Here is a 21,908-nt window from a genome sequence, read left to right on the forward strand (position 1 = left end):
CCGTCTCAGGTCGCCGCGCTGCGGTTCTGCGCCGCGCGGGCGCGGGCGATGCTCTCGAAGGTCTCGAGCAGGTCGGGGTCGCGGCGCATCAGCCGGCGGAAATCATCGGCATCCAGGAAGAGCAGCTGGCAATAGCCGAGGGCGGCGATCTCGGCGCTGCGCGGGCGGTTGTCGAGCAGGGCCATCTCGCCGAAGAAGTCGCCGCGGCCCAGGCGGATGCGGCGATCTTCGATCCGGACCTCGACGGCACCCGACGAGATGAAATAGACGCCGTCGCCCTTGTCCCCCTGCCGGAAGATCACCGTGCGCGGCAGCACGAAGACCGGTCGCAACAGCTGACGCACCCGGGCCCGCACCTCGTCGCCGAGATCGGCGAAGAGCGGCAGGCGGCGCATCAGTTCGTCGGTGTCGAGGCCCAGATCCAGCCGGGGCAGGTCGTCCCGGCGCGACTGCGCCCGGGTGACGCCCCGATAAAGGTCTTCGTAAAGCTCGGCATCGAGCAGGCCTTCCTGGGCGAGCGTGTCATAGCGGGCAAGCTCGTGCCGTTCGGCCATACGGGCCAGGAAACGCCGCTCCAACGCCTCGGCGTAATCGGGATATTGCAGGCGCATGGCATCCAGCGCCCCTGCCACCTGACGGGCGCGGCCGTCGAGCATGTCGGCGATCAGCTCGGCGATGCGCCGACCCAGCATCGGTCGGATCCGCTGGTCGACATAGGGTCGCAATTCCTGGATCGCCAGACGGAAGGCGAGCAGCATCTCGAAACGGTTGGCGAGCCGGCGGGCGAGCGGCCGGTCCATGCGCAGCCGGCGGTGCAGCCAGTAGGCAAAGCGGAAGCCGCGTTCGAAATCGAGTGCGGTGCGCACCACGCGCATATAGCCGAGGCGGCCCTCGTTGCGCCCGCCTTCGAGCAGGGCCTCGGTCAGCCGCAGCAGCCGGTCGACGGTGGCGGTGGACAAGGTCCGCCGGTCGTGCAGGTCCAGGATCAGGCCGCGCTCGCGCACCGCCAGCGCCACGAGCCCCACGCCCAGGCGCTCGCGATCGGCGATTTCGGCCTCGACATCGGTGTCGCTGGTCACCTGATCGGCGCGGCGGGCATAGGACTGGGCGATCTCGCGCACCACGCTGGGGCTGACGTCATAGCGCCGGCCGGCCTCTTCGACCGCGCCGCGGACATCGGTCAGCGACAGGGCCAGCACCTGACGGCGCAGCACCTCGCCCACCGGCGACAACCGGTCGAGCCCCAGCCACGAGATCAGCGGCCGGAGCGTGGTGCCGTTCACGAACAGGGTGAAGAGCACATAGCCGGTGGCGGTCACCGCCACGAAACGCTTGAGGCCGTCGGAGAGGCCCGGCGCCTCGACGACGCCGAGGGCCAGAACCAGGGTCAGTGCGCCGCGCAGCCCGCCCCAGAGGATCACCGCCCGATAGCGATGGGTCACCCGGGTGGACAGCTTCAGCATGCTGAGCACCGGCAGCAGCAGCCAGAGGGTGATCGCCCGGCCGATCAGCGCAAAAAGCGCCAGCGCCAGGATGGTCAGCACGTCGTAGAGATCGACATCCGCCATCAGCCGCGGAACCACCAGGGCGGCGAGCACGAAGATCATCGACCCGGCCCAGAAGGCGATCTGATCCCAGACCGCCAGCAGATGGCGCCAGTTTTCGGGCGAGATATGCGCCCGGCCCTGGGCCGAGACGACCAGCCCCGCCACCACGGCCGCCACCACACCCGACACACCGATGCCGTATTCGCCGGTGACGAAGATGATATAGGCCGCCGCTACGGTCAGCGTCGCCTCCGCCGGCTTGATGTCGTCCAGCAGCGGCAGCAGCATCACGACCAGCCGCCCCGTCAGGGCGCCGAACAGAGCGCCGCCGATCAGGCCGATGCCCAGATCGCTCAAGGCCTGCCAGGCCATGTCGGCATTGGGCTCTTCGATACCCGTGGCGCGCGCGGTAACCAGCGCGCCCATCAGCACGGTGAACAGGGCGATGGCGGTGGCGTCGTTGAGAATGCTCTCCCCTTCGACCAGCCGGGTCAGGCGACCGGGGGCGCCGATATCGCGGAAGATCGCGACCACCGCCGCCGGATCGGTGGTGGCCACGATCGCGCCGAGCAGCAGGCAGCCCAGGATCGGCACGCCGAACACCGCCGAGAGCCCGAGGCCGATCGAGGCCGTTGTCAGCACCACCGCCACCACGGCGAGCAGCAGGATGGGGGCGATGTCTTCCACCAGCCGCCGCACATCGATGGTGAGCGCCGTCTGGAACAGCAGCAACGGCAGGAAAATGGTGATGACCGTCTGGCTCTCGATCCTGAGATAGACGACGGCGCGGGCGGCCTCGTTGAAGACGTCGGTGAAAGAGGTGAAGAGCAGAAAGGCCGCCAGCGCCCCGATGGCCACGCCCACGGCCGCCAGCAGCACGTTCGAGGCCACGCCGAGACGGCGGGCCAGCGGTTGTATCCCTGCAATGACGACCAGCAGAACGGCGAGCGTCAGTACCAGTCCCGTAATCCCGCCCGTCGTCACCCGTCGCTCTCCCCCGTCAGCCGTCCGAACGCCGCCGGATCATAGCAGAAACCGGCCGGAACCGCGGTAACCAGTCTGTGACGGGCACGACAGGCGGCCTGGCCGGGCCACGCTCAGGCGCCGGGATGGCTGCCGATGCCATAGGCCATGATGCCGCCCAGCGTCAGCCAGGTGGAGGCATCGACCAGACTGCCCGGATCGGGCGGAGCGACGCCGCCCGCAACCAGATCCAGATCCTCGTCGTCGAATTCGAGATCATCGGCCCCCGCCGGGCGCCCGGCCACTGCCGGGACCCGTTCCGGCAGAATGATATCGATCAGCCCGGGTTCGGCATCGATCACGTCGACGACCAGCCCGGCCGCCATCTCGACCCCCTGGGCCCTGAGGGTCGCGACCGGCGCCACCCGCAGATCGGCCCGGAAGACCGGATCCGTCGCCGCCCGCCACATCGCGGCCTCAAGCGGGCCAAGCCCACCCGGCACGGGCGCATCGGTGAAGGGCGGCAGGGTCAGCAGCAGACGCCCGCGCCGCGGCCTGTGGACCCTGAGCTGCGCGCCTTCGGGCAGCAGGATCCCCATGGTGGCGAGCGCCGCGGCCGGGTCCGACCGGAACAGCTCGTGATAGCCGTCATCGGTCGCTGCACGCGCCAGGGCGGCGCGCAGCACCTCCGGATCGGGCAGGACGAATGGCTGAACGGTCATGTGGCACCCCGGCGCGGGTGGTGGTGGCGAATACATTGGCAGGCGAAGAATAAGGCTCTGGCCGGAAGAGAAGCCCCCGTCCGGACATGTGACCATGACAGCGCATGGCCGGGTGCGACCAGCGATCCCGCATCGCCGATCAATCGCGGTTAATCGCCGGGCGCGGTGATCCGGTCTTCAGCGCTTGCAGGGGCGCGAGAAGACCTGCATCGTCGTCTGCACGACAGATGATCCCTATGCGTCCCGAGGTGACCCGCATGCCAAGTCCGCGCCGCTATCCCGAGGCCGCTCTCTCCCGCTATCTCTCCAGCGGGATTCATGCGGTGCACGGCTGGCTCGACGACTTCAGCGCCGAAGCGATCGCAAAGCTCGGCGAGGCCCAGACCGATCACGGCCTGTCCGGGGCCGTGGCCGAAATCGGCGTGCATCACGGCAAGCTCTTCCTGCTGCTGCAGCTGGTCACCCGGACCGACGAGAAGGGCCTGGCGATCGATCTGTTCGAACAGCAGGAACTGAACATCGACCGGTCCGGCCAGGGCGATCGCGGGCGGTTCATCGAAAATCTGCGCAAGCACTGCGGCGGCGAGGATGGGGTCGTCATCCGGGCCGCCAGCTCCACCGACGTGACCGCCGGCGAGATCCGGGCCACCGTCGGCCCCGTGCGCCTGTTCAGCGTCGATGGCGGCCATACCGAAGCCCTGACCGCCAATGACCTGAAGCTTGCCGCCGACTCTCTGGTCGAGGGCGGCATCGTGGTCCTCGACGACCACTTCAACCCCTATTGGCCCGATGTGGCCGCCGGGCTCGGCCGCCATATCTTCGTCGACCAGTCACCGCTGAGGCCGTTCGCGATCACCCCCGGCAAGGTGTTCCTGTGCCATCCGGACTGGTCCGCAACCTGGCGCGACGCCCTGGTCAAGGCCTTCCCCACCGCGCACGAGAAGCAGAGCGAGATGTACGGCGCCCCGGTCGAGATTCTGGGCATCGGGCGGTTTTCGCTGCGGGCAGAGGCCGACCGCCATCTCTGGCAGGTCAAGGCCTTCGTGAAGGCACGGCCGGCGCTTGCGTCGTTTGCCCGCAAGCTGACCGGCCGTAATTGACGACGGGCAGCCGTGGCTGCCGTCACCGCATGGTCGACGGCAGCCAGAGCGCGATGTCGGGCCAGATCATGACCAGGACCAGGCCGATCACCATCAGGAACACATAAGGGGCGACGCCGCGGATCACCTCGCCCATCGGCGCCTTCGCGACCGCCTTGATGGTGAACAGGTTCATGCCCACCGGCGGCGTGATCAGCGCCAGCTCCAGGTTGATGGTCAGCAGGATGCCGTACCAGATCGGGTTGATGCCCAGATGGGCCATCACCGGCAGCACCACCGGCGTGGTGATCAGGATGATCGAGATCGTCTCGAGGAACATGCCGAGCAGCGCGATCAGCACCATCATCGCGATGAGGAAGCCGGCAACGCCCACATCCCAATGGACCACCAGTTCGACGATCTGCTGCGGCACGCGCATCTTGGTCAGCACATGGCCGAAGACGCCCGCCGCCGCCAGGATCATGAACAGCATGGCCGAGGTGCGGACCGAATCCATCGCCGACGCCCAGAGATCGCGCAGGCCGAAATTGCGATAGATGGCGGCCGAGACCACCAGGGCCGCCAGCGCACCGGCCGCCGCCGCCTCGGTGGCGGTGAAGACGCCCGCATACATGCCGCCCAGCACGAAGACAGGCAGCGACAGGGCCCAGCCGGATTTGCGCAGCGCCCGGCCCATTTCGGCCAGCGAGGCCCGCGGCTGACGAAGCGTGCCGCGATCATTGACCGCGCACCAGACGGCGAAGAGCACCGCGATCATCAGCCCGGGCAGAATGCCCGCCATGAACAGGCCGCCGATCGAGGTGTCGCTGATCACGCCATAGAGCACCATCGGCCCCGAGGGCGGGATCAGAATGCCGAGCGTACCGCCGGCCGCCACCACGCCATAGGCGACCCGCGGCTTATAGCCGTAATGGATCATCTGCGGGATGGCCACGGCCCCCACGGTCAACGCAGTGGCGATGCTGGAGCCCGAAATGGCCGCGAAGATGGTGCAGGCGAAGACCGTGGCGATGCCGATGCCGCCGGGCAGATGCCGCAGCAGGGTATGGGCGGTGCCGTAGAGATCGTCCACCACCCGGCCGCGGATCATGATATGGGCCATCAGGGTGAAAAGCGGGATCGCGACCAGCAGATAGCTGTCCAGCTGGCCGAACACCACCTCGCCGAGCGCACCAAGATCGCCCTGGGTCGCGAGCAGCAGCCCGCCGGCAAACAGGCCGAGCCCGGTGAAGACCGGCAGGCCGGTCAGCAGCACCAGCACCACGCCGGCCAGGATGAGCAGGAAGGTCATGGACGCGGCCCCCCCTCTCCCGGTGCCGCGGATGCGCCCGCCTCGTCGATCGGGGACAGCCCGGCCGCCATGCGGGCAAGGCCACCGAGGGCGCCCAGCACCAGCAGGATGCCGCCGATCCCGACGAAAGCCTGGGGATATTCCATCGGCATGGCGAGATAGCCGGTCGAGACGATGCCGATCATCCGGGTGAAGGAAACCATTTCCCAGGCCTCGATGATCAGGATCACGCCGACGATGCCGACGGCGACCAGCCCCGCCGCGGCGACCGCGGCTCCGGCCCGGGGCCCCAGGCGCTGGGTCAGCACGTCGACCGAGATGTGCTCGCCGCGGCGCAATGCATCCAGCGCCCCCAGCATCACGATCGCAACCAGGCCATAGCCGACCAGTTCATCGGTCCAGACCACCGGCTGGCCGGCGAAATAGCGCTGCACGATCGACCAGCAGATCAGCACGAAGGCCGTCAGCAGCATCACCGCCGCGATCCCGGCGGCCAGAAGCGAGATCAGGCGCACCACCCGGTCGAAACCGAGCAGCAGGCGGGCGAGACCGCCCGCGACCACCGGGGATGGTGGCGGCGGGCGGTGACCGGTCGGTTCATGCGACATCGGCCGGGAGCGTCCCCTTGTCGTCCCCGCTCAGAGCGCGTTGACGAGGTCAACGAGCTTCGCCGCATCGGGGCTGGACGCCTTGAAGGCCTCCATGACCGGCGGCTGCATCACCGCTTCGAAAGCGGCCGCCTCTTCCGGGGTCTGGACATGGATGGTCATGCCCTTCTCCTGAAGCTGGCGGATCGCATCTTCAGCGGTCTTCTCGGTCAGCGGGATCGACGCCGCCTCAGCCGACTGCGCGGCGTCGTCGACCACCTTGCGCAGCTCCGGCGCCAGGCCGTCATACCAGGACGGGTTGACGTAGAGATGGAAATAGACGCTGAAGAAGGGCGAAACCGTGCCGTATTTCTGCACCTCGTAGAACCGGCGGCTATAGGCGGCCGACACGTCGGTCAGGCCGGCATCGATCACGCCGGTCTGCAACGCCTGATAGACTTCCGAGCCCGGCATGGCGGCCGGTGCCGCACCGGCGGCGATCAGCCCTTCGTCGACCAGCTTGTTCAGGCCGCGGATTTTGATGCCCTTGAAGTCGTCGACCGCGACCAGCGGCTTGGCGGCCGAGGTAAAGATCGACTGGCGGGTGGTGTAGAACCAGGCGATGTTGTGCACGCCCTTTTCGAGCAGCTTCTGATCAAGCAGCTCTTCGGCGGGCGAGCCCGGGAACTTCTTGATCCGCTCCAGCTTCGTGAAGAAATAAGGCAGCGTGACGACGTTCATCTCGGGGATGGTGTTGCCCCACTGGAAATTCGTCGACACCGCCGCCTCGACCTGGCCGCGGGCCACGGCCGGGTGGTTCTGATTGGCCTTGTAGGCCTGCTCGGCCCCGAAGATCTGGACGTCGATGGCGCCGTTGCTCTTCGCTTCGACATCGGCCGCGAACTGGTCGATCAGCTGCGCGATGTGATGTGCGGGCGGCAGCTGGTGGCTGATCCGCATCACCACCGGATCGGCGGCATCGGCGCCCTGGCCGGCGACCAGTGCCACGGCGAAGGCCGCCGCAGAAAGAAGCCCCGCGAGATGCTTGCGCAGCGGCCGCTTTGCGGCAGGCCACCGGGTGTCGGCAGGCGTGGTCATGACGTTTCGTCTCCCCTTGGATCGTCTCGTTGATCGTCTGAAATGAGGGCCGGTCACGGGTCCGGCCTCATGCGGGCCGGTTACCGCCGCCCCGTCGTCAATCCGCCTCGGTCCCATCGAGGACGGCAAAACCGCGTACCGCGAAGCCGCGGCGCTGTGTCTTCAGGGCATCGAGCAGCCGGTCGCGACCATGGCGGACATGGGACTGGATGGCGGCGGCCGCCGCCTCTCCGTCCCCGGCCTTCACCAGTTCGACGATCCGCTCATGTTCGATGAAGGCACGCTCCCGCCCGCCGGTCGACCAGATCTCCAGCCAGCGGCCGCGCGCGATGCGGGTCATCACATCGTCGATCGCGCGCACGAAAAAGGCGTTGCCGGCAAGCCGCGCCAGTTCGACATGGAAAGCGATGCCGATGTCGAACCACTCGTCGCTGGAGGTGTCCCGGACCTCGGGCAGGATCAGTGGTTCGATGCCCGACAGGTCGAGCGCATCGGCGCGCGCCGCGGCAAGCCGCACGACGGTGGTCTCGATGGTTTCGCGGAAGACATAGGCCTGCTCGATTTCGCCGATATCGATCGGCGTCACCACATAGCCGCGGCCCTGTCGCTGCACCAGCCCCTCGCCCTCCAGCCGGACCAGAGCCGAGCGCACCGGCGTGCGCGACGCCGCCAGTCGTCCTTCCAGCCAGCGTTCCGAAATCGCCTCGCCCGGCCGCAATTCCACGCCCAGGATCGCATCGCGCAGCGACTGGTAGACGGATTGGGTCTGGGTCAGGCTGGGGCTGCGGTCGCGTGTCGCGGTCATCGGGGTCCGGGTTCGCTGGGGGCGTTGCTCAGAGAGTGGTATACCATCTGCCGGTCGCGCAAGGGAATTCGCCGGAGGACCGGTGATCCCTTGCCCGCGCAGAGGAGCAGAACGAGATGCGGATCATCGATCACGAGGTCTTGCGTGCCGCGGCAGCGGCGCTGATCGAGGCGGGCGGCAGCACGCCCGAAGAGGCCACCATCGTCGCCGGCCATCTGGTCGAGGCAAACCTCGCCGGCCATGACAGCCATGGTGTGGGCATGATCCCGCGCTATTTGCAGAACGCCGCCGCCGGCGTTCTCCGCCCGGGCCGCACGGGGCGGGTCGTGGCCGATGCCGGCGCCATGATCGTGATCGACGGCGAGCAGGGATATGGCCAGGTGATCGCGAAAGCCGCCACCGAGACGGCGATCACCCGCGCCCGCGAGACCGGGGCTGCGGTGCTGGCACTGCGCAACTGCCACCATATGGGCCGGATCGGCAGCTATGGCGAACAGGTGGCCAAGGCCGGCCAGGTGGGGCTGATGTTCGTCAACGTCACCGGCTCGCCGTCGCTGGTGGCACCGCATGCGGGCTTCGACCCGCGCTTTTCCACCAACCCGATCTGCCTGTCCTTCCCCGGCGCCGATGGTGCGCCGCCGGTGATCTTCGACGCCGCCACCAGCGGCGTGGCGCTCGGCAAATGCCGGGTGGCGATGAACAAGGGCGAGCCGATGGCGGAGGGGCTGCTGATCGATGCCGAGGGCCGGCCGACCACCGATCCCGGGGTGATGTTCGCCGAGCCCCAGGGTGCGCTGCTGCCCATGGCCGGCCACAAGGGCTATGGGCTGGCCCTGTTCTGCGAACTTCTGGCCGGCGCCCTTGCCGGTGCCGGCACCTCCCAGCCCGGCAATCCGCGCTCCGACGCCATCCTGAACAGCATGTTCGCGATCGTGATCGAACCCGGCCGGCTGGTCGACACCGCCTGGCTCGCGGCCGAGACCCGCGCCCTGCTCGACCACATGCGATCCTCCCGCTCCGCCCCCGGACAACCGGTGCTGATCCCGGGCGAACCAGAAATCGCCGCCCGCGCCGCCCGGCGGGCCGGGGGCATCCCGATCGACGACACAACCTTCGGCCAGCTGCGCGCGGCCGGGCTGGCGGCGGGGATCGCCGCAGCACAATTGAACACGCTAGGGTTGACCGCTTGACGCCGAAGCGACGTCCGGAGGTGCTGCAACATGTCGCCGCATCCCTTGGTATGCAAAATACAAAAGAGAGCCGTAGGCTGGTTGTGTTGAAGCACTCCCAGCACCAAAGGATCCATCCTATGGCTCTTGCAGGAACCATCCTCGGCACCATCGCCGATCTGCGCGCGTTCACCGGCGCCGCAGATGCCGCCTCCGTCCTAGGCTATTACGCGGCCGGCGACAGCGGCGGCGGCGATTTCGTGTGGAATGCAACCCTGAACACAGCAGACAATGGTGGCACGATCATCAAGCCCACGGCATCCTCCGGAGCCGGCCGCTGGGTCCGCCTGCTGCCCCAGGCCGATACCGTGGATGTCCGCATGTTCGGCGCAAAAGGCGACGGCGTGACGGACGATCATGCGGCAATCACCGCCGCAATCGCGGTGTTGCCCACCGGCGGTACACTGATCTTTCCCAACGGGACGTATGCGATCTCCTCGACCGTCGTCGTCGACGCGGCCGGTACCGCGCGGCACTCGCTCAACTTCAAAGGCATCGGCAACGACCTCACCCAGCCGCTGATCGCCTGCGATACCGCGTCGACCACGCTGTTCGACGTGTCGATTCCCCGGACGTCCTGGCAGGGCCTGCGCTTCCAGGGCGACGGCGCCACCTATGGCGTCGGTGCGACCACGACGGCGATCTCCTTTGCCAGCGCCGGCCAGAAGGATGTCGATGCCCTCATCACCGGCTGCGGCTTTGGCTATCACGCGATCTGCATACGCTCCGCCGGCACCAATATTCAGATCTGGGAGAACACCTTCTCGAACAGCATCGTCGGCATCGATGTCATGCCGCCAACGGGCTCGTCCAATCCCGATGAGTGTCGCGGCAACCGTATCGAGCGCAACCGGTTCCACAGCCTCGGCGGCAACTCGACCGATACATCTGTCGCAGACTCGGTCTGCGTGCGGATCGATACCCCGGATGCCTATGCGAACACGATCTCGGCGAACTATGCCGACGACAGCAAAGCGTTCTTCAAGGGCCAGATCGACAGGTCGTCCCTTGATGACAACCGCTATTTGCGCGCCTGGGGCCGGTTCGCCGACATCACTTACAGCGGGTCGGGCTGGTCGATCAGCAACAACATGATCGACGGCCAGAACACAATCGCCGCCGCCCCCTCTACCGCCGTGCAGAGCGAAGGCATTCTGACCACCAAGGGCGTGTCTGCCGGCCGCATCTGCGGCAATACCATCCACGTCGTTCGCAGGAACGGAATCCAGTGCCTTGGTTCGTTCAATCTGGTCTCTGGCAACGTGATCTTCCGGGCGAACGCAGCCAGCACGTATGACGGATCGATCTATGACGGGTTGCGCGTGGCCGGAATTGCAAACACCGTGACCGGCAATTCGGTCCACAATGGTGGCCTCGCCGGTTCGACCGGCAATGTCGGCATCGAAATCGACAGCGATGCCGCACAGACCGTGATGGGCGTCAATCAGGTCAGCGGATATGTGACTCCCGTGGCGGATGGCGATGCCACCACCCGTGGTTTCGCTATCAGCTTCACCAACGGAGCACGGCGGATGATCTGGGACACGGCCATACCGACCACTGGCACCTGGCGGCAGGGGGATGTGGTCTGGAACATTGCGCCGACCACCGGAGCTGCTGCGGGCTGGACGTGCACCGCAAGTGGTTCGCCCGGCAGCTGGACGACAATCGCCACCCTCTGATCAGCATCCCGAAAACGACGAAACCCCCTGGTTTCCCAGGGGGTTTCGATGGTGGACGCGACAAGGATTGAACTTGTGACCCCCACGATGTCAACGTGGTGCTCTACCGCTGAGCTACGCGTCCATGTCCGCACCGCATCGGGCTTGTCTGCACCCGGCGTCGGTGTGGGCGTTCATATAACGCAGCCCGAAAGGCCGTGCAAGCCCGGAAATGCACGCCCGTGACGGTTCCGTGTCGCCGCCCCTGGAATGCGCTGCCGCCGCAAGGTGTTGCCCATGCGACGCGGACATGACCGCCCTGTGCCCTGGGGGCCGGTCGCGGGGACCGAATGGCATGACATGGGGGGCGGAATGCCGTATTCATGTGGGCCTGGATCGATGCGGCACCCGGATGGGACCGGGCAGCGGGCATCGGCGGCAGATCGGGGGACAAGACCGACCGATGGCCGATTTGGGCTTCGATACGGAAGACCGCCTGGAGATGGCGGGGGCAGCGACGACCGGGACCGGGTTCGACGACTGGGTCGATCCGGCGGTCGAGGTGCTGCGCCCGGCCGAGCTCCGGCTGCCCTTCGTCTTCGCCTCGCCCCATTCCGGGAACTGCTATCCCGACGGCTTCCGGGCGTCGTCGGCGCTCGATCCGCTGACGCTGCGCAATTCCGAAGACGCGTTCGTCGACCGGCTGTGGGCCGCCGCCCCGGCGCTGGGGGCGCCGCTGATCCGCGCGCGCTTCCCCAGGGCCTATGTCGACGTCAACCGCGAGCCCTATGAGATCGACCCGCAGATGTTCGCCGATGCGGTACCGTCTTTCGTCAACGCCACGTCCCGGCGGGTGATGGGCGGTCTCGGCACCATCGCGCGCGTCGTGACCAACGGCCTGGAGATCTATGGCCGCAAGCTGTTCTGGGCCGAGGCGGAGCTGCGCATCGCCCGCTACTACTTCCCCTATCATGCGGCACTGAAAGCGACGATCGACGAGGTGCGCAGCCGGTTCGGCGGCGTGTTGCTGGTCGATTGCCACTCCATGCCTTCGGTGGGCGGGCCGATGGATCACGATCCGGGCGACCGGCGGGTGGATTTCGTGCTGGGCGACCGTTTCGGTGCCGCCTGCGCCCCCCGGGTGATCGATGCCGCCCAGCAGGTGCTGGAGGGGATGGGCTATAACGTCGCCCGCAACCGGCCCTATGCCGGCGGCCATGTGACCGAACATTACGGCCGCCCGGTGACCGGCGTGCATGCCCTGCAGATCGAGATCAACCGCGCCCTCTATATGGATGAAAGCGTGGTGGAGCCGCTGCCGGAACTGGCGCGGGTCGCCGCCGACCTCACCCTGCTGATCGAGACATTGGGTCGCGACAGCGCCCTGCTCGCCGCCCTCGGCGTGGAACGACGAGGCTGACCGCCGCGGTTCGCCGGCCTCTGCCGCCGTCCCGGCACCCCGGCATCCCTTGCGGATGCCCGCTCATGGGTCCGACCGTCGCCCGCGGTCGGCTCCGCTGCCAGCCTCGACGCATTTCGAAGGGCGCCCCGATCAGATGGCCGTGCTCACCATGCCCAAACCCGATCGTCATCCGCTTCCCCAACCCGGGGTCGTCGTCCGCGACGCCACCGAGGCCGACATGGCCCAGGTGCATGCGATCTACAGCTATTACGTCTCCAACACCACGGTCAGCTTCGAACTGGCGGCACCGGATCTGAACGAGATGCGGGCCCGGCGGCTGGCGGCGCTGGATCGCGGCCTGCCCTTTCTGGTCGCGGTCGAAGCGGGCGAGGTGAAGGCCTTCGCCTATGCCTCGCCCTTCCGGATGCGTGCCGCCTATCGTTTCACGGTCGAGAACTCGGTCTATGTCGGCCGGGGCCAGACCGGGCGGGGGCTGGGGCGGGCGGTGCTGGCCGAACTGGTCCGGCGCTGCACGGCGGCGGGTTTCCGGCAGATGGTGGCGGTGATCGGCCATCCGGGCAATCCGGCCTCTCTGGCCCTGCACCAGGGGCTGGGCTTCACCCATGCGGGTGAATTCAAGGCGATCGGCTACAAGTTCGGCCGCTGGATCGACGCGATCATGCTTCAGCGCAGCCTGGGCGAAGGCTCTTCCACCGCACCGGAAGATTGAGCCCGGACTCTCAACCCGAAATTCGTTTCACTTGAAACTTTACCGGCTTGAAAAAGCCGCGGGACGCACGCAGACTCGTCCTCAAACGCCCCCTTCAACGGTGCGACGAGGACTTGACGACCATGACCCAGGGTTATCGCGACCACGCGGCAGAGATCCGGGACGACTTCACCAGGGATCAGCATTGGGAGAAGCTGACCCAGGAGGAGCACGCGATCTGGCGCTTTCTGTTCGAACGCCAGGCCCGGATTCTGCGCGACCGGGCCGTTCCGGCCTTCATCGACGGGCTTTCGGGCCTGGGCATCGCGGCGGACGGCGTGCCGGAATTCGAGCGCCTCTCCGACGTTCTGGAAAAGACCACCGGCTGGCGGATCGTCTGCGTGCCGGGGCTGGTACCGGACGACGTGTTTTTCCGCCACCTGTCGGAACGCCGCTTCCCCTCCACCAGCTTCATCCGCACCCGCGAGCAACTGGACTATCTGCAGGAACCCGACGTCTTCCACGACATCTACGGCCATGTGCCGCTGCTGATGAACCCGGTTTTTGCCGATTACATGCAGGCCTATGGCCAGGCCGGGCTCAGGGCCGATGCCCGTCACTGCCTGCACAATCTGGCCCGGCTCTACTGGTACACGGTGGAGTTCGGCCTGATCGCCACGGATGACGGCCTGCGCATCTACGGATCGGGCATCGCCTCGTCGAAGGGGGAATCGATCTATGCGCTGGAGGATCGGCGCCCCAACCGGCTGGGCTTCGACCTGCGGCGGGTGATGCGCACCCGCTATCGCATCGATGATTTTCAGGAGACCTATTTCGTCATCCGGTCCTTCGAAGAGCTGTTCGAAGAGACCGCGCAGGACTTCCAGCCGATCTATGACGAAATGGCCAGCGCCGGCGACTATGCCCCTGGCGACGTCCTGCCCGAGGACCGGTTGTACCAGCCCAACCCACCGGGCGCCGAAGCCGCCTGACCACCGGACCATCGGCCGCTTTTCACCCCGCCATCCCCTGGATGGCGGGGTTTTGCATAGGCATATTTCGCATATGCAGCACAAGCCCGGACACCTGGCCCCAGCGGGAAGTCCGGACAAAAAAAGGCCGTACCAGCAATCTGATACGGCCCAAGTCTAGGGAGGAAACGCCCAAGAAGATGGGCAGCATCACCAGACGCACAGCGTCTTATGACGCACTGCAATATATACGCTGCGACGCAGCAGCGGTCAAGCGGGAATTGTAATCGGTTTCACACGCGCAAAACGGGCCTTCGCATTTGCGAAATCACAGGCCCGCCAGCGCTTCGCGACGCACCATCAGGACAAAAAAAAGGCCGTACCAGCAATCGGTACGGCCCAAAGTCTAGGGAGGAAACGCCCAAAAACTGGGCTGCAACAGCGGCGCCGCCAAGCGCCCGTTACAGGTATGAAGATACGCTGCGGCGCACAAACGGTCAAGGGGCTTGTCGGGCGGAATGGACAAAAAAAGCTAAGGAGGTCCAGGAATTCCGCGGGGTTATGCCGGTGCCGCATGCCCTGCATGCCAACCGGGCATCTGTGCAGGTGCAGCACGAACATCTTCCGGCCTGATGCGCGTCAGACGCCCGGGCGCAAAAAAAAGGCCGCGCCAGCAGACTGACACGGCCCTAAGTCTAGGGAGGAAACGCCCAAGGATCTGGGCAGCGGCCGCGAACGCCTGAGCGTTCACCTGCCGCGCTGCAACATATAGAGGTTGCCCGCGAATGAGGCAAGAGAATTTCGTGCCTCGATATTGAGCAGCAGCTCTGCGACCACCTTTCCCGACGGTTGGCACGGGATTTGAAAGAGTGGAGCAGAACCGGCAGCCCCGCTGCAGCCCCCTCCAACGCCATCCGGATCCGCCGATCATGTCCGAGCCCCCCCGCCCGACCAGCCCAGAACGCCCCCGCCATGCCGCGCGCCGCGGCGCGATGCTGACCGCCATCCTTATGGCCGGACTGGCGGTTTTCCTGGGCTCCGCCCCCGCCCGGGCGGGTGACGACCCCGACGGAAAGGCCCGGGACTGGATGCTCTGCGACCAGGCCATCTCGGCCGCGGAACGTCGCCACGGCCTGCCCGACGGGCTTCTGGCGGCCATCGCCCTGGCGGAATCGGGCCGCTGGAGCAAGGAGCGCTCGGCAAGAACTGCCTGGCCCTGGACCATCTATGCCGAGGGCCGCGGCCGCTACCTGCCGAGCAAGGCGGCTGCCCTGGCGGAAATCCGCGGCCTGCGCGCCAAAGGGGTCCGGAACATCGACATCGGCTGCATGCAGGTGAACTTCCACTTTCATGGCGAGGAATTCGACGACATCACCCAGATGATCGATCCCGCCTATAATGCCGACTACGCCGCCCGCTTCCTGAAAGATCTGCAGGGCGAAACCGCGACCTGGACCGAGGCGGTCGGCTTCTATCACAGCCGCACGCCCTCCAACTCCAAGCCCTATCGCAGCCGGGTGCTGGATTTCTGGCTGGAGCGCAACGGCCATGCCCCGGCCGGCTCGGCTTCGGGCAAGCGCACGCCTGCGATCACGACCGCCGCCGAGGATGCCGCACAGCGCCAGGCACCGGCGGCTGACGAGACCCAGCTTGCCGCCGCCGACATGGCGCCCGAGACTGCCGGCGCTGACGACGCCCCCGGCGCCATCGCCCCCCGCCCCGCCGCCACTCGGGTGCATATGCCCTCCCCCGCCCGCGGCGCCACCCTCGGCCCCGTCACCAGTTCGACCCGCGGGGTCTATCGGGCGCCCAGCGGTCAGGTTCTGCGCATGATGCGCCCCAGCGGGGCGATCGGCCTGAACTGACGTTGCGACACGAAAAACCCGCACCGGCCAAGGGGGCGGGTGCGGGCACATCCGGCCGGCAGAGACTGCCGGATCAGTTCGGCTGGGTGCTGCCGCGCAGCTGGCGATGGCCACCGGCCGCGCGGGCGGCAATCATCTGATCCTCGTTGACCACGCCGTCGGCGATGGCCAGTTCCAGCGTCTTCTTCTGCACCTTCTCGAAGGCCCTCACCTCGATCTGGCGCACCCGCTCGCGGCTGATGCCGTAGACCTGGGCCAGATCCTCCAGCGTCGCCGCCGGCTCTTTCAGGCAGCGCTCGGTGAAGATGTGGCGCTCGCGCTCGTTCAGGTCTTCCAGCGCCGACTGCATCAGGCCCATGCGCTTGGACTGCTCCTCGTCCTCGGCGACCATGGTTTCCTGGCTGGGCCGGCTGTCGGTCAGCCAGTCCTGCCATTCGGCATCGCCTTCGGCCGAGACCGGCGCATTCAGCGACTGGTCGGGACCGGCGAAGCGGCGGTTCATCTCCACCACCTCGTGCTCGCCGACATCCAGCTCGGTCGCGATCTTCTTCACCACCTCGGGCGGCAGGTCGCCGGCCTCGATGGCGTTCATCTGGTTCTTCAGCCGGCGCAGGTTGAAGAACAGCTTCTTCTGAGCGGCGGTGGTGCCCATCTTGACCAGCGACCACGACCGCAGGATGAACTCCTGGATCGAGGCGCGGACCCACCACATGGCATAGGTCGACAGGCGGAAACCACGGTCGGGATCGAACCGCTTGACCGCCTGCATCAGGCCGACATTGCCCTCGGCGATAACGTCTTCCAGCGGCAGGCCGTAACCGCGATAGCCCAAAGCGATCTTGGCGACCAGGCGCAGATGGCTGGTGATCAGCCGGCGCGCGGCGTCGGCATCGGCATGGTCCCGCCACCGGCAGGCGAGCATGAACTCCTCGTCGGCGGTCAGGATCGGGTACTTCTGAATCTCGTTCAGATAGGTCGACAGATTACTGCCGCCCGATATGGCGGGGAGTTGAGCGACCAAGACCTTCTCCTTTCGTCGTCGAGACCGAAGATGCGGCCGGACCCGGCGGTCGGCATCCGGACGGCATGTATCACGTCAAAATGGGGTGTCGCGGACGCAAGGGCAAGGGATCCCCCCGTGACCGTTGCATGTCTGTGCCTGGCCCGGAAAAGACCCTCGGCAAAGCTGCATCCATCCGGCTCATCGACGGCGTAGGGAGATTGACCATGCGCGCCGCCCGGGGGCGAAACCATGCGGTGCTTTGCCGCGGGCGCCCCGACCGCTCATGCGCCTCCGCTCGCCCCCCTGTTCACGGGGGATCGGGTGGCACAGGACTTGCGCTTTTGCCCTCAATCAATGCCGGACATGGCCGGCAGGGCCGGATTTCTGCGCCCCGCCTCGCGGAATGCGACGCGTATCGCAGTGATCGTTGCAAGTTGCGTCCCGGAGACGGAGACGCAGCGCCCGCCGCCATCCGCCTGTCCACAGTCCGGGGCTCTGCCCTTGAAAGACGAGATGCCGATGAACCGTATGACAACTGTCACCGATCGCCGCCCCGCCCTGCTGCTCGTCGGCCGTGGCGACAGCTTTCCGGTGTTCGATCAGGCCTCGGGGTCGCTGATGCGGATGCCACGCACGGCCGTGCCCGACGCCCAGCGCGCGCTTGCCGCCATCCGCGTCTCCCACCCGCCGGTGGTGATCGTGGGGCGCTTCGACGACATGCCGCGCGCCGGGCTGATCCAGCGGCTGATCGCCATCGTCCCGGACATCCGGCCGATTTTCGTGCGGCTGCCCGAAGACGACGACGAGGTGGTGGTCGGTGCCATGCGCGCCGGCGCCATCGACGTGGTGCCGCAGGACGCCTCTCCAAGCCGCATCGCCCATGCGGTGACCATGGCCATGACCTGGCGGGCCGGCTCCCTCGCGCTGCCCGAGGACGATCCGGCACAGCTGATCCGGCCGCTGGACGACGTGATCGACGAGACGATCGAACGCGCGATCCTGCTCTGCCAGGGCAATGTCACCCGGGCCGCCCAGCTGCTGGGCATCAGCAGCTCCACCATCTATCGGCGCCGCGAGCGCCGGGCCGGGAACGCCGCCGATTGACCTGCACCCGTCAGCCGAGGGCAGCCACCGCCATGCCTGCGGCGGCGGCCAGCGGCACCAGCCCCCAGACCGGCAGCCGCCAGACCAGCAGCGCCAGCAGGACCAGAATGGCGAGCGCGGCGTCCCGCGGGCCGGACACGGCCGTGACGAAGACCGGATCGTAGAGCGCCGCGGCAAGCAGCCCCAGCACCGCGGCATTGACCCCCGCCACGGCCCGCCTCGCCCCCGGATGGCCGGCGATCCGGCCCCAGAAGGGCAGCGCCGCCACCACCAGCAGGGCGGCCGGCACGAAGATCGCGATCAGGCCGATGATCCCCGCCAGCCATCCCGGCAGCCCGCCCCAGCTGCCGGCAGCCCCCAGAAAGGCCGAGAAGGTGAACAGCGGCCCCGGCACCGCCTGGGCCAGGCCATAGCCGGCCAGGAAGGCCTGGCCGTCGACATGGCCGCCGGTTTCCGCGGCCAGCAGCGGCAGAACCACATGGCCACCGCCGAAGACCAGGCTGCCGGCCCGATACATGCCGTCGACCAGCCGGCCGGTGGCGTCGCCCGTGGCCGACCAGAGCGGCAGCAGGACCAGCCCGGCCAGGAAGATGAGCAGGGCTGCCGCCCCGGCCCGCCGCAGGGGGCGCCGGCCGGCGGGGGCCGCGGCGGCAGGTGCCGCCGGCAGATCCAGAAGCGGAACGGCCAGAAGCCCGATCAGGATGGCGCCAAGCTGCCCGGCCAGCCCGGGCAGGGTCAGGGCGACCACGGCCGCAACGGCCGCCACGCTTCGCCGGGCGCGATCGGGCGCCAGGCTGCCCGCCATCCCGGCCACCGCCTGAACCACCACAGCCAGCGCCGCGATCTTGAGCCCGGTGGTCAGACCATCGGGCAGCCGGCCCGCCTCGGCACCGGCGCCGATGGCAAGCCCGGCCAGGATCATCAGCAGGGCGGAGGGCAGGGTGAAGCCGGCCCAGGCGGCGGCGGCCCCTGCCCAGCCGGCACGGCCGAAGCCGAGGGCGATGCCGACCTGGCTGCTCGCAGGCCCCGGCAGGAACTGACACAGCGCCACGATCCGCGCATAGGCCTCGTCGTCCAGCCAGCCGCGGCGGGCGACGAATTCGGTCCGGAAGAACCCCAGATGCGCCACGGGGCCGCCAAAGGCGGTCAGGCCCAGCTTCAGGAAGGCCCGGAAGACCTCGCCCGCACTGCCGTCGCTGCCTGTGCCCATGCCTCGCCCCCGCACCGCTATCTTTCGCGGGGACGATATCGTTCGACCTGACGCCCTGGCAATCCGGGCCGCGGGCGTCATGAAATCATCATGATCTCCCGCCGATGCCTGAATCCCCGCCGATCCCTGAAAACCCCGCCTCTGGTTCCGCGGCGTGGACCCTGCCACCGGCAGCATTGCGCCGCCGCGCCGGGATCGGCTACCGTTCCGAAGTGACCCGCCGGACAGATACGTCAGGGAAGATCGCCCCATGCTGAAATTCGGAATCGGCCAGGCCGTGCGTCGCGTCGAGGACCGGCGCTTTCTGACCGGCCATGGCCGCTATGCCGACGACATTTCCTTTGAAGGCCAGCTGCACGTGGCCTTCGTGCGCAGCCCCCATGCCGCGGCCCGCATCCTGGCGGTCGATACCGCCGATGCGGCGGCCGCCGAGGGCGTGGTCGCCGTCTTCACCGGCGCCGATCTGGATGCCGACGGCGTCGGCGGCGTGCCGGCGGTCGCGCGGGTGAAGAATGCCGACGGCAGCGGGATGCAGGCGCCCAAGCGTCCGGCGCTTGCCGCCGATGCCGTGCATTTTGCCGGCGAAGCGGTGGCGATGGTGGTCGCGACCGATCCGGTCGCCGCCCGCGATGCCGCCGAGCTGGTGGTGGTGGATTATGACGAGCGCCCGGCCGTGGTCGATCCGCTGAAGGCGGTGGAAGAGGATGCGGTGGTCGTGCATGACGGCACCCCCTCGAACCTCTGTTTCGACTGGCGCCAGGGCAAGGCGGCCGAGGTGGAGACGGCGATGGCGGCTGCCCACCAGGTGGTCGAGATCGACATCGTCAACAACCGGGTGTCGGCCAATCCGCTGGAACCGCGGGCGGTGAACGCGACCATCGATGCCGAAACCGGCCAGACCGTGGTCTATACCAATGGCCAGGGCGTGCACGGGCTGCGCGGCATCCTGGCCGATGCCGTGTTCAAGGTGCCGGCCGACGAATTCCGGGTGGTGATGCCGGATGTCGGCGGCGGCTTCGGCATGAAGATCTTCCTCTATCCCGAACATGTCGCGGTGATCTATGCCGCCCGCAAGCTGCGCCGGCCGGTGAAATGGACCGGCGACCGCTCGGAAAGCCTGCTGACCGACGCCCATGGCCGCGATCTGCGCACCCATGCCCGGCTGGGGCTGGATGCCGATGGCCGCTTCACCGCCTTCGAGGTCTCGACCGTCGCCAATCTGGGTGCCTATGCCTCGCAGTTCGGCGCGATGATCCCGACCTCTGCCGCAGCCGGCCTTGCCACCACGGTCTATGCGATCCCGGTGGCGGCCCTGCATGTGAAGGGCGTCTTCACCAACACCGCCCCGGTCGATGCCTATCGCGGCGCCGGCCGGCCCGAGGCGAATTACCTGATCGAACGGCTGATCGACACCGCCGCCCGCGCCACCGGCCGCAGCCCGGCGGAACTGCGCCGGATCAACTATATTCCTGCGACCGCGATGCCCTATACCAACGCCATGGGCACCACCTATGACTGCGGCGATTTTGCCCTGATGCAATCCCGCGCGCTGGAAGCGGCCGACATGGCCGGCTTCGCCGAGCGCCGCCGGCAGTCGGCGGCCAAAGGCCGCCTGCGCGGCATCGGCATGGCCAGCTATATCGAATGGACCCAGGGCAACCCCAAGGAAGAGGTCCGGATCCGCTTCGAAGCCGATGGCAGCGCCACCGTGCTGGTCGGGACCCAGTCCAACGGCCAGGGCCACGAAACCTCTTTCGCCCAGGTGGCGGCCGAACTGCTGGGCATGCCGTTCGAAAAGGTGCAGGTGGTGATGGGCGATACCGCCCGGGTGAAGACCGGCGGCGGCACCGGCGGTTCCCGCTCGCTGCAGATGGCGGGCTCGGCGATCCGTCTGGCGTCCGAGGCGGTGGTGGAACGGGCACGGTCGATCGCGGCCGAAAAGCTCGAGGCCGCGGCGGAGGATCTGGTGTTCGAAGACGGCCGCTTCACGGTTGCGGGCACCGATCTCGGGATGGATATGGAGGCGGTGGCGCAGATCGCGCTGGATGCCGGCGCGCCGCTCGACGAAAGCCGGACCTTCGACCGCCCCGCCCCCACCTTCCCCAATGGCTGCCATGTCGCCGAGGTCGAAATCGACCCCGAGACCGGCCGGGTGGAACCGGTGCGCTATGTGGTCGCCGACGATTTCGGCAAGGTGGTCAACCCGATGATCGTGATGGGCCAGGTGCAGGGCGGCGTCGCCCAGGGGCTGGGCCAGGCGCTGATGGAACATGCCGTCTATGACGATGACAGCGGCCAGCTGCTCACCGGCAGCTTCATGGATTACGGCATGCCCCGCGCCGAGGACATGATCTTCCTCGACATCCGGCTCTACGAGGATCTGCCGACGGCGTCGAGCGGCCTCGGCTCCAAGGGATGCGGCGAGGCCGGCACCATCGGCGCCTGCCCGGCGATCATGAACGCGATCAACGACGCCCTGATCGCCGAGGGCGCGGGCGAGATCGACATGCCGGCGACCCCGGCCCGGGTCTGGGCGGCACTGGGCGCCGCGCGCAGCACCGCTGCGGCCTGAGTGACGCCCGGCCATATCGACTGGAAACGGGCCCTGCGGTTCGCCGCAGGGCCCGTTTCACATCCGAAG

At 67.7% G+C, this 21,908-nt stretch carries 17 protein-coding genes and 1 tRNA gene; 9 read left to right on the forward strand and 9 right to left on the reverse strand.

Features of this window, described 5'->3' with window-relative positions; all coding sequences use genetic code 11:
* Window positions 1–5 precede the first annotated feature (5 nt).
* Window positions 6–2,531: a cation:proton antiporter gene (locus WI697_RS11765; protein ID WP_345958595.1), complete on the reverse strand. Its 2,526-nt coding sequence runs from the start codon at window positions 2,529–2,531 to the stop codon at window positions 6–8.
* 113 nt (window positions 2,532–2,644) lie between these two features.
* Complete coding sequence (locus WI697_RS11770) at window positions 2,645–3,232, reverse strand: hypothetical protein (RefSeq protein ID WP_345958596.1); 588 nt, start codon at window positions 3,230–3,232, stop codon at window positions 2,645–2,647.
* Between the two features lie 257 nt (window positions 3,233–3,489).
* Here WI697_RS11770 and WI697_RS11775 point away from each other — a divergent pair, with 257 nt between their 5' ends.
* Window positions 3,490–4,332 (forward strand): class I SAM-dependent methyltransferase, encoded by an 843-nt coding sequence (locus WI697_RS11775; protein WP_197465289.1) that lies wholly within the window; start codon window positions 3,490–3,492, stop codon window positions 4,330–4,332.
* Window positions 4,333–4,354: 22 nt separating this feature from the next.
* Here the strand turns inward: WI697_RS11775 and WI697_RS11780 are convergent, their stop codons facing one another.
* The 4 genes from WI697_RS11780 to WI697_RS11795 all read right to left on the reverse strand — a co-directional run bounded on the left by WI697_RS11780 (window position 4,355) and on the right by WI697_RS11795 (window position 8,113).
* A complete protein-coding gene (locus WI697_RS11780; protein WP_296708032.1) occupies window positions 4,355–5,623 on the reverse strand; it encodes a TRAP transporter large permease in 1,269 nt (422 codons plus the stop codon).
* Window positions 5,620–6,231 (reverse strand): TRAP transporter small permease, encoded by a 612-nt coding sequence (locus WI697_RS11785; RefSeq protein WP_345958597.1) that lies wholly within the window; start codon window positions 6,229–6,231, stop codon window positions 5,620–5,622. The genes WI697_RS11780 and WI697_RS11785 overlap by 4 nt, the downstream gene beginning before the upstream one ends.
* A 30-nt stretch (window positions 6,232–6,261) precedes the next feature.
* Complete coding sequence (gene dctP, locus WI697_RS11790) at window positions 6,262–7,308, reverse strand: TRAP transporter substrate-binding protein DctP (protein WP_345958598.1); 1,047 nt, start codon at window positions 7,306–7,308, stop codon at window positions 6,262–6,264.
* 97 nt (window positions 7,309–7,405) lie between these two features.
* Complete coding sequence (locus tag WI697_RS11795) at window positions 7,406–8,113, reverse strand: GntR family transcriptional regulator (RefSeq protein ID WP_014744182.1); 708 nt, start codon at window positions 8,111–8,113, stop codon at window positions 7,406–7,408.
* Window positions 8,114–8,229: 116 nt separating this feature from the next.
* On the opposite strand from WI697_RS11795, the gene WI697_RS11800 reads away from it, so the two are divergent.
* On the forward strand, window positions 8,230–9,303 hold the full coding sequence (locus WI697_RS11800) for a malate/lactate/ureidoglycolate dehydrogenase (RefSeq protein WP_345958599.1): 1,074 nt from the start codon (window positions 8,230–8,232) through the stop codon (window positions 9,301–9,303).
* Between the two features lie 119 nt (window positions 9,304–9,422).
* Entirely contained in the window at window positions 9,423–11,024 is a 1,602-nt protein-coding gene (locus WI697_RS11805; RefSeq protein ID WP_345958600.1) for a glycosyl hydrolase family 28-related protein, read from the forward strand.
* Between the two features lie 49 nt (window positions 11,025–11,073).
* Here the strand turns inward: WI697_RS11805 and WI697_RS11810 are convergent.
* Window positions 11,074–11,148: transfer RNA gene (locus WI697_RS11810), tRNA-Val, on the reverse strand.
* Window positions 11,149–11,466: 318 nt separating this feature from the next.
* Between WI697_RS11810 and WI697_RS11815 the strand changes: the two genes are divergently transcribed.
* The 4 genes from WI697_RS11815 to WI697_RS11830 all read left to right on the forward strand — a co-directional run bounded on the left by WI697_RS11815 (window position 11,467) and on the right by WI697_RS11830 (window position 15,950).
* Window positions 11,467–12,423: an N-formylglutamate amidohydrolase gene (locus tag WI697_RS11815; protein ID WP_345958601.1), complete on the forward strand. Its 957-nt coding sequence runs from the start codon at window positions 11,467–11,469 to the stop codon at window positions 12,421–12,423.
* A 136-nt stretch (window positions 12,424–12,559) separates the two neighbouring features.
* Window positions 12,560–13,135 (forward strand): GNAT family N-acetyltransferase, encoded by a 576-nt coding sequence (locus tag WI697_RS11820; protein ID WP_014744177.1) that lies wholly within the window; start codon window positions 12,560–12,562, stop codon window positions 13,133–13,135.
* A 122-nt stretch (window positions 13,136–13,257) separates the two neighbouring features.
* Window positions 13,258–14,106, forward strand: coding sequence for a phenylalanine 4-monooxygenase (gene phhA / locus WI697_RS11825; protein WP_298642738.1), 849 nt, complete (start codon window positions 13,258–13,260; stop codon window positions 14,104–14,106).
* Between the two features lie 908 nt (window positions 14,107–15,014).
* A complete protein-coding gene (locus tag WI697_RS11830) occupies window positions 15,015–15,950 on the forward strand; it encodes a transglycosylase SLT domain-containing protein (protein ID WP_345958602.1) in 936 nt (311 codons plus the stop codon).
* Window positions 15,951–16,023: 73 nt separating this feature from the next.
* Here WI697_RS11830 and rpoH read toward each other — a convergent pair whose 3' ends face one another.
* Window positions 16,024–16,971, reverse strand: coding sequence for an RNA polymerase sigma factor RpoH (rpoH, locus tag WI697_RS11835; RefSeq protein WP_062769308.1), 948 nt, complete (start codon window positions 16,969–16,971; stop codon window positions 16,024–16,026).
* Between the two features lie 501 nt (window positions 16,972–17,472).
* Here rpoH and WI697_RS11840 point away from each other — a divergent pair.
* Window positions 17,473–18,057 carry a helix-turn-helix domain-containing protein gene (locus tag WI697_RS11840; protein WP_345958603.1) on the forward strand — a complete coding sequence of 195 codons (585 nt, stop codon included), beginning with the start codon at window positions 17,473–17,475 and terminating at the stop codon, window positions 18,055–18,057.
* A gap of 10 nt (window positions 18,058–18,067) precedes the next feature.
* Here the strand turns inward: WI697_RS11840 and chrA are convergent, their stop codons facing one another.
* A complete protein-coding gene (gene chrA / locus WI697_RS11845; protein WP_345958604.1) occupies window positions 18,068–19,267 on the reverse strand; it encodes a chromate efflux transporter in 1,200 nt (399 codons plus the stop codon).
* A 250-nt stretch (window positions 19,268–19,517) separates the two neighbouring features.
* On the opposite strand from chrA, the gene WI697_RS11850 reads away from it, so the two are divergent.
* Window positions 19,518–21,839 (forward strand): xanthine dehydrogenase family protein molybdopterin-binding subunit, encoded by a 2,322-nt coding sequence (locus WI697_RS11850; protein ID WP_345958605.1) that lies wholly within the window; start codon window positions 19,518–19,520, stop codon window positions 21,837–21,839.
* Window positions 21,840–21,908: the final 69 nt, after the last annotated feature.

Origin of the sequence: Tistrella mobilis (assembly GCF_039634785.1) — a bacterium.
Classification (GTDB): Bacteria; Pseudomonadota; Alphaproteobacteria; order Tistrellales; family Tistrellaceae; genus Tistrella; species Tistrella mobilis.